The sequence below is a fragment of the Streptomyces sp. MK37H genome (assembly GCF_018035285.1).
GTDB lineage: Bacteria > Actinomycetota > Actinomycetes > Streptomycetales > Streptomycetaceae > Streptomyces > Streptomyces endocoffeicus.
The window spans coordinates 1-8,009 of the sequence record NZ_JAAAYH010000413.1 but is presented as its reverse complement, the minus strand read 5'-3'; the positions used below and the strand labels follow the sequence as shown (position 1 = coordinate 8,009).

Sequence of the window (8,009 nt, the reverse complement as noted above, 5' to 3'; positions counted from 1 at the left end):
GGGGCGGGGAGGGGAAAGCATCGATATGCGGCTCCGCCGCGTGGTCCGCCGGGCACCCCGTAGTCCACCTCGCCCGGCCCGGAGGGGCGCCCCTCGCCCGGTCGGGCAGGCCGTCCGCGCCCCGCGCCCGGCCCCTGGCCGGGAGCCGGGCCGCGGCTCGGGGTCAGGGCGCGGAAGCGGTAATGCGGCGGTAGGCCATGTCGGCCAGTTGCGCCTGGCCCGCCTTGCTGGGGTGGAACCAGTCCCACTTGCTCAGCTCATGCGTGGTGAAGCGGTATTCGTGCACCGCCGGGTCGAACCGGCACAGCACATCCCGCCCGCACACGTCCTTCAGCACCTTGTTGTACTCGGTCACCCGGTCCGCCACCCGCTGTCGGCGGTCGTTGGAGGCCGCGTCCAGGTCCTGGGAGTCCTTCAGCATCGACGGACAGATGCCCAGCTTCCAGATCTGCCGGCCGAAGACGTTCTTCCGCCCCTCCGACCACAGCCGCTTCAGGTCCGGCACGCTGGCCACATACACCTGCGTCTTCGGCAGATCACGGCGCAGCCGGGTGAGCGCCGAGGTGAAGGTGGTGCGGAACTGCTCGGGGGAGGTCATGTCGTCCACCGAGTCCCGGCACGCGTCATTGGAGCCGATCATCACGGTGATCAGCTTCGGCTTTCGGGCCGCGGCCGCCTCGATCTGGCCGGGGAGGTCGGCCACGACCGCGCCGGTCTTGGCGAAGTTCCAGGCGTGGGTCCCCGCGTCGGCGGTGGCGGAGGGCAGCAGCCGCTGGGCGAGGCTCCGCACATCGGTGCCGGTGGACCACGACACCTCGGGGCAGTCGGAGAGCACCGAACAGGCGTCGAAGCCACGGGTGATGGAGTCGCCCAGGGAGGCGATCGAGGTCGGCCGGGTGTTCCAGACGATGGACCGCTTGGCGCCGGGCGTCTTCCCCGCGCGGGTCGGCCCGTGCCGGGAGGGGTCGTCCGAGCTGCCGAAACAGCCCGCGGAGCTCAGCATGGCGGCGGCGGTGAACAGCACCATGCCCGTGCGTCCAGCGGTGCGCCCGGCGGTGCGCGGGGACGGGCGCACGATCGTACGCGTGGTCGAGGAAGCGGCCGCCGATCGCTCCCGGCGTGTCGCGCTGACCCGCATGGCTGTTCCCCCTCCGGCTGTTGGGTCATATCTATCCGGACCGACGGTACGTCACTCCTCCGGCCGACTCGCACGGTACGTTTTTCTTGTGCCAGATGAGCGTCGTCCCGGCGACATGGCGCGCTATGCGGTACCAGCACATTACGCCCCGTCACATCCTGTCCACTTTCTAGAGAATTCTGCACGATAAATTTCACTGAAGGTGACGTCGAGACTGGTGTGGGAGTGATCACTAGGGCAGAATGTGATCCGATGTCCCGGGCGGGACCGGTACGGGCGCGAGGCCGCTGGGGAAGGCGCACCTCGAACCGCACAGGAGGCACCGGTGACGACCCGTGGAGTTCTGTATGTGCACTCCGCTCCGCGCGCGCTGTGCCCGCACGTCGAATGGGCCATCGCGGGCGTCCTCGGCGTGCGTGTCACTCTCGACTGGATCAAGCAGCCGGCGGCGAACGGCACCTGGCGTGCCGAGTTCTCCTGGCAGGGCGAGGTCGGCACGGCCTCCAAACTGGCCTCCGCGCTCCGCGGCTGGCATCTGCTGCGCTTCGAGGTGACCGCCGAGCCCTGCGCCACCGCCGAGGGCGAGCGCTACAGCTCCACCCCCGAGCTCGGCATCTTCCACGCCGTCACCGGAATGCACGGCGACATCCTGATCCCCGAGGACCGGCTGCGCGCCGCCCTGGCCCGCTCCGCCCGCGGCGAGAGCGACCTCGAGGCGGAGGTCGCCAAGCTGCTCGGCAAGCCCTGGGACGACGAGCTGGAGCCGTTCCGCTACGCGGGTGAGGGCGCCCCGGTCCGCTGGCTGCACCAGGTCGTCTGAGCGCCTGACGCGCCGCCACCCTTTTGACCTGGAGCGCACTTCAGGTCTTAGCGTGGCGGCATGACCGAACAACACCCGGCAACGTCCGTCGCGGTCCTCGGCACCGGCATCATGGGCTCCGGAATGGCCCGTAACCTCGCCCGCTCCGGGCTCGAGGTCCGTGCGTGGAACCGCACCCGATCCAAGGCCGAGCCGCTCGGCGAGGACGGCGTACGCGTCACCGACACCCCGGCCGAGGCCGTGGACGGCGCCGATGTCGTCCTGACCATCCTCTACGACGGCGCCGCGGCCCTCGAGACGATGCGGCAGGCCGCCCCCGCGCTGAGCCCCGGAACCGTATGGGCCCAGGCCACCACGGCGGGGCTGGAGGCGCTGGAATCGCTCGCCGCGTTCGCCCGTGAGAAGGACCTCGCCCTCATCGACTCGCCCGTGCTCGGCACCAAGCAGCCCGCGGAGAGCGGACAGCTGCTGGTGCTGGCCGCCGGGCCCAACCCCGTCCGCCCGGTCGTCTGGCCGGTTTTCGACGCCATCGGCAGCCGTACGGTGTGGGTCGGCGACACCGCGGAGGGCGCCGCCGCCACCCGGCTCAAACTGGTGCTCAACAGCTGGGTCCTCAACGTCACCCACGCCACCGCCGAGGCGACCGCCCTCGCCAAGGGCCTGGGCGTGGACTGGCAGGGCTTCCTGGACGCGGTCGAGGGCGGCCCGCTGGACAACGGCTATATGCGGGCCAAGTCGGCCCAGGTGCTCCGGGGCGACTTCGAGCCCAGCTTCGCCACCAAGACCGCGGAGAAGGACGCCCGGCTGATCGTGCAGGCCGGGGAGCGCGCCGGAGTGCGGCTGGACCTGGCGGCCGCGGGCGCGGAGCGGTTCCGCCGCGCGATCGAGGCGGGCCACGGCGACGAGGACATGGTGGCCTCGTACTTCGCCAGCTTCGACGGCGAAGCCCCCTGAGACTTGGGAAGCCCCCTGAGACATGGCAAGCCCCCTGAGTCAGAAGCGGCCCTGACCCACCAGCGGCCCTGACACACCGATGGCCCGCCCCCGGCCGGAGCCGGAGGCGGGCCACCCCCACATATCAGCGCCTCACAGCGCCAAGCGGTCAGACGCTGCGGAAGGCGAGCACGACATTGTGGCCGCCGAAGCCGAACGAGTCGTTCAGCGCCACGATCGGGCCCTCGGCCGGGAGCGCCCGCGCCTCGCCGGTCACGACGTCCGCGTCCGCCTCCGGGTCCAGCGAGCCGATGTTGATCGTCGGCGGGGCCAGCCGGTGGTACAGCGCGAGCACGCTGGCCACCGTCTCCACACCGCCCGCGCCGCCGAGCAGATGGCCCGTCATGGACTTGGTGGCGGAGACCGCCATGTGGTCCACGTCGTCGCCGAACACCTTGCGCAGCGCCTTGATCTCCGCCAGGTCGCCCTGCGGGGTCGAGGTCGCGTGCGCGTTGACGTGCGCGATCTCGGCACCGCTGATGCCGGTGTTCTCCACCAGGTTCTGCAGCGCGTTCCCGATGCCGTTGCCGGACGGCTCAGGCTGGGTGATGTGGTGGGCGTCGGCCGAGATGCCCTGGCCGATCGCCTGCGCGTACACCCGGGCGCCGCGCGCGGCGGCGTGCTCCGCCGACTCCAGGACGATGGCGCCCGAGCCCTCGCCCATCACGAAGCCGTTGCGGTCGACGTCGAACGGGCGCGAGGCGCCCTGCGGGTCGTCGTTGTTCTTGGACATCGCCATCATGTTGCCGAAGGCGACAATGGGCAGCGGGTGGATGGACGCCTCGGTGCCGCCCGCGACGACCACATCGGCGCGGCCGGTGCGGATCATCTCGATGGCGTAGCCGATGGCCTCGGCGCCGGAGGCGCACGCGCTCACCGGGGTGTGCGCGCCCGCGCGGGCGTTGAGGTCGATGCTGACGTTCGCCGCCGGGCTGTTGGGCATCAGCATCGGCACGGTGTGCGGGGAGACCTTGCGGACGCCCTTCTCGCGCAGCACATCGTACTGGTCGAGCAGGGTGGTGACCCCGCCGATACCGGAGGCCACGACCGCGCCGAGCCGGTCGGGGTCGATCGAGGAGTCCTCGCCCGCCCTGGCGGTGAAGCCCGCGTCCGCCCATGCCTCACGAGCCGCGAGCAGCGCGAACTGCGCGGAACGGTCGAGCTTGCGGGCCTGCGGACGCGGAATGATCGTGCCCGGCTCCACCGCGATCTTCGCGGCGATGCGGACCGGCAACTCGGCCGCCCATTCCTCCTCCAGGAGGCGGACGCCGGACCGGCCGGCCAGCAGGGCCTCCCAGGTCGACGGGGCGTCGCCACCCAGCGGCGTCGTGGCACCAACACCGGTGACGACCACGGTGCGATTGGTCGAGTTCACAGGAATTCCTACTCCACGTGTAGAAGGTGCTGGACCTGCCACCGCACGGGCGGCGACGACCGGCCTTGATACGGGCTCAGCCCTGGTGCTTGAGGATGTAGTCGACGGCGTCGCCGACGGTCTTGAGGTTCTTGACGTCGTCGTCCGGGATCTTCACGTCGAAGCGCTCCTCGGCGGCGACGACCACCTCGACCATGGACAGCGAGTCGACGTCCAGGTCGTCGGTGAAGGACTTGTCCAGCAGGACGTCCTCGGTCGGGATACCGGCGATCTCGTTGACGATCTCGGCGAGACCCTCGAGGATCTCTTCCTGAGTGGCGGCCATTGCGGCGCTCCTTCTTCGGTGTGTTGCGGTGGTGGCGCAGCGTCCGACTTCTGTGGAGCTGCGTGGATATGGACTATGGAGCCTAAGGGAGGGTAACGACCGTCGCTGCGTAGACGAGACCCGCTCCGAATCCGATGACGAGCGCGGTGTCGCCGCTCTTCGCCTGCCCCGTCGCCAACAGCCGCTCCATGGCGAGCGGAATGGAGGCGGCCGAGGTGTTGCCGGTGGTCTCCACATCACGGGCGACCGTGACGTGCTCCGGCAGCTTGAGGGTTTTGATCATCGAGTCGATGATCCGCATGTTGGCCTGGTGGGGGATGAACGCGTCGAGCTCGTCCGCGCTGACTCCGGCCTCGTCCAGGGCCTGCTGGGCGACCTTCGCCATCTCGTAGACGGCCCAGCGGAAGACGGCCTGGCCCTCCTGGCGCAGCGCCGGGTAACGCACGTCGGCGGCGTTCTGCTCGCGGTAGACGTCCCAGGGCAGCGTCTGGGTGATGGTGTCGGACTTGTCGCCCTCCGAGCCCCAGACGGTCGGGCCGATCGCGGGCTCCTTGGAGGGGCCGACCACCACGGCGCCGGCGCCGTCGCCGAACAGGAAGGCCGTCGCCCGGTCCTCCAGATCGGTCAGGTCCGAAAGCCGCTCGACCCCGATGACCAGCACATGCTCCGCGGTGCCGTCGGTGATCATGCCCTTGGCGAGGGTCAGCCCGTAGCCGAAGCCCGCACAGCCCGCCGAGATGTCGAACGCGGCCGGCTTGCCGGTGCCCAGCAGATGCGCGATCTCGGTGGCGACCGCAGGGGTCTGCTTCAGATGCGAGACCGTGGAGACGATCACGGCACCGATCTGCTCCGGCGTCAGACCGGCGTCGGCGATGGCCTTGCCTCCGGCCTCCACGGACATGGCGGCGACCGTCTCGTCCGGACCGGCCCAGTGCCGGGTGGCGATGCCCGAGCGGGAGCGGATCCACTCGTCGGAGGAGTCGATGTGCTTGAGGATCTCCTCGTTCGGCACCACCCGGGTCGGACGGTAGCCACCGACGCCGAGAATGCGCGCGTACGGGGCGCCCTTACTGGGCTTGATCTTCGCGGTCATGCTCCTCGGAGCTCCTCTTCGGCCGGTGTGTCGACGGGGACGGCGTGCTCCGCGATCAGCGCACGGGCCGTTGCGAGATCGTCCGGAGTCTTCAGCGCCACATTGGTGACGCCCGGCAGCGCGCGCTTGGCGATGCCGGTGAGCGTGCCGCCCGGGGCCACCTCGATCAGCCCGGTGACGCCCAGCTCCTGGAAGGTCTCCATGCACAGATCCCAGCGCACCGGGTTGGACACCTGGGCGACCAGCCGCTCGATCACCCCGGCCCCGGTCGCCACGACCCCGCCGTCCCGGTTGGAGACGTATCGGGTGCGCGGATCGGCCACCGGGACGCCCGCGACCAGGGCCTCGAGGGCGGCGACCGCCGGGGCCATGTGGTCGGTGTGGAACGCGCCGGCCACCTTGAGCGGTACGACGCGGCGCACCCCCTCCGGTTTGTCCTCGGCCAGCGCCGCCAGCTGCTCGGCGGTGCCCGCGGCCACGATCTGCCCGGCGCCGTTGACGTTCGCCGGGGTCAGTCCGTGCTTCTCGAGGTGGGCGACGACATCGTCCTGCTCACCACCCAGTATGGCGGCCATTCCGGTCTCGGTGCGGCTCGCGGCCTCCGCCATGGCGAGTCCGCGGCGGCGGACCAGCACCATGGCCGCTTCGTCGGTGAGCACACCGGAGGCCGCGGCCGCGGTGATCTCGCCGACGCTGTGGCCCGCGACCGCGCCGATACGGTTCGGCAGCTCCGCGAGACCGGTCGCGCCCTCGATGCCCTCGCCGAACAGCGCGTGGGCGGCGACCAGACCGGCGGCCACCAGCAGCGGCTGGGCCACCGCGGTGTCGCGGATCTCCTCCTCATCGGCCTTGGTGCCGTAGTGGATGAGGTCCAGACCGGAGACGGCCGACCACCAGGTCAGACGTTCGGTGACGCCGGGCAGGTCGAGCCAGGGGGTCAGGAAGCCGGGCTTTTGAGCGCCCTGGCCGGGAGCGACGAGTACGAGCACTCTCACACTCTCTCTTGTGGACGGTCCAGCTCGCCCGTGAGGACAAGGACGAAGAACCGACAGGGGAATTGTGGGGGTCCAACAAACGGTCAGGGCAATATGTTCGCGTCGGCGAGACGTCCCAGGATCAGGGCTATGCGCAGAGTAAACGCCGACCTGACGTCGGAAGGTGACCATCCGGTGACGTCCGTCACACGTCGTAGCCGGTAGCGGACGGTGTTCGGGTGAACGAAGAGCATCCGGGCCGCACCTTCCAGACTGCTCGCCTGTTCGAGGTACACACTCAGTGTCTCGAGCAGCGCCGAACCGGCTTCCTCCAGCGGTCTGTAGATCTCCTCCACCAACTGCTCACGGGCAGCTGGATCCCCGGCCATCGCGCGCTCGGGCAGCAGATCGTCGGCGAGTACCGGACGGGGCGCGTCCGGCCAGGCGGTGCACGCCTTCAGCCCGGCCGCCGCCGCCCCCGCCGACCGGGTCGCGGCCAGCAGGTCGGAGACCACAGGACCGGCCACCACCGGGCCCGGGGCATACGGCCCGATCAGCGCCTTCGCCGCCTGGAGCGGATTGTCCGAGCCGCCCGCGACCACCACCAGCCGGTCGCCCAGCACCCCGGTGAGCACCTGCAGCTTGGCGTGGCGGGCGGCCCGCCGGATCGCCTCGACGGTCAGCTCGCTGTCCCCGTCCGGGGCGGTGCCCAGCACCACGCACACATGCTCGGGGGAGTTCCAGCCCAGGGCGGCCGCGCGGGACAGCGCCCCCTCGTCCGCCTCGCCGGACAGCACCGCGTTGACCACCAGCGACTCCAGCCGGGCGTCCCACGCGCCGCGCGCCTCGGCGGCCTGCGCGTACACCTGGGCGGTGGCGAAGGCGATCTCCCGCGCGTACACCAGCAGCGCCTCGCGCAGCACCGACTCATCGCCAGGGGCCGCCACATCGTCGATCGCCGACTCCATGACCTCGATGGTCGTGCGGACCATCTCCACGGTCTGCCGCAGGGTGATCGCCCGGGTCAGCTCGCGCGGGGCGGTGCCGAACACATCGGTGCTGATCGCCTGGGGTGCCTCGGGGTGGCGAAACCATTCGGTGAAGGCCGCGATGCCCGCCTGCGCCACCAGCCCGATCCAGGAGCGGTTCTCGGGCGGCATCGCCCGGTACCACGGCAGCTGCTCGTCCATGCGCGCGATGGCGTTGGCGGCGAGCTTCCCGGAGGACTTCTCCAGGCGGCGCAGGGTGGCACTGTGCGGATGCGGGGTGTTCGAGGCTGGTTCAGGCACGA

Annotated in this window: 8 protein-coding genes; 2 read left to right on the top strand and 6 right to left on the bottom strand. The window is 70.7% G+C overall.

The genetic code is table 11. The annotated features are described in order from the left end of the window. Positions 1-163: 163 nt before the first annotated feature. Positions 164-1,138 carry an SGNH/GDSL hydrolase family protein gene (locus tag GWI24_RS36140; protein WP_210950266.1) on the bottom strand — a complete coding sequence of 325 codons (975 nt, stop codon included), beginning with the start codon at positions 1,136-1,138 and terminating at the stop codon, positions 164-166. Between the two features lie 325 nt (positions 1,139-1,463). Here GWI24_RS36140 and GWI24_RS36135 point away from each other — a divergent pair, with 325 nt between their 5' ends. Beyond that, positions 1,464-1,958: a DUF3145 domain-containing protein gene (locus GWI24_RS36135; protein ID WP_210950265.1), complete on the top strand. Its 495-nt coding sequence runs from the start codon at positions 1,464-1,466 to the stop codon at positions 1,956-1,958. Between the two features lie 60 nt (positions 1,959-2,018). After that, entirely contained in the window at positions 2,019-2,912 is an 894-nt protein-coding gene (locus tag GWI24_RS36130; RefSeq protein ID WP_210950264.1) for an NAD(P)-dependent oxidoreductase, read from the top strand. A 148-nt stretch (positions 2,913-3,060) separates the two neighbouring features. Here the strand turns inward: GWI24_RS36130 and GWI24_RS36125 are convergent, their stop codons facing one another. The 5 genes from GWI24_RS36125 to GWI24_RS36105 all read right to left on the bottom strand — a co-directional run bounded on the left by GWI24_RS36125 (position 3,061) and on the right by GWI24_RS36105 (position 8,007). Then, the gene (locus GWI24_RS36125; RefSeq protein ID WP_210950263.1) at positions 3,061-4,326 is read right to left on the bottom strand and encodes a beta-ketoacyl synthase; all 1,266 of its coding nucleotides are present in this window, start codon (positions 4,324-4,326) and stop codon (positions 3,061-3,063) included. A 76-nt stretch (positions 4,327-4,402) separates the two neighbouring features. Then, complete coding sequence (locus GWI24_RS36120; RefSeq protein WP_020871568.1) at positions 4,403-4,651, bottom strand: acyl carrier protein; 249 nt, start codon at positions 4,649-4,651, stop codon at positions 4,403-4,405. Positions 4,652-4,733: 82 nt separating this feature from the next. Then, positions 4,734-5,744 carry a ketoacyl-ACP synthase III gene (locus GWI24_RS36115; protein WP_210950262.1) on the bottom strand — a complete coding sequence of 337 codons (1,011 nt, stop codon included), beginning with the start codon at positions 5,742-5,744 and terminating at the stop codon, positions 4,734-4,736. Next, positions 5,741-6,733: an ACP S-malonyltransferase gene (locus GWI24_RS36110; RefSeq protein ID WP_210950261.1), complete on the bottom strand. Its 993-nt coding sequence runs from the start codon at positions 6,731-6,733 to the stop codon at positions 5,741-5,743. The genes GWI24_RS36115 and GWI24_RS36110 overlap by 4 nt, the downstream gene beginning before the upstream one ends. Before the next feature lie 89 nt (positions 6,734-6,822). Then, positions 6,823-8,007, bottom strand: a complete 1,185-nt coding sequence (locus GWI24_RS36105) for a CdaR family transcriptional regulator (RefSeq protein ID WP_020871571.1) — start codon at positions 8,005-8,007, stop codon at positions 6,823-6,825. Positions 8,008-8,009 lie beyond the last annotated feature (2 nt).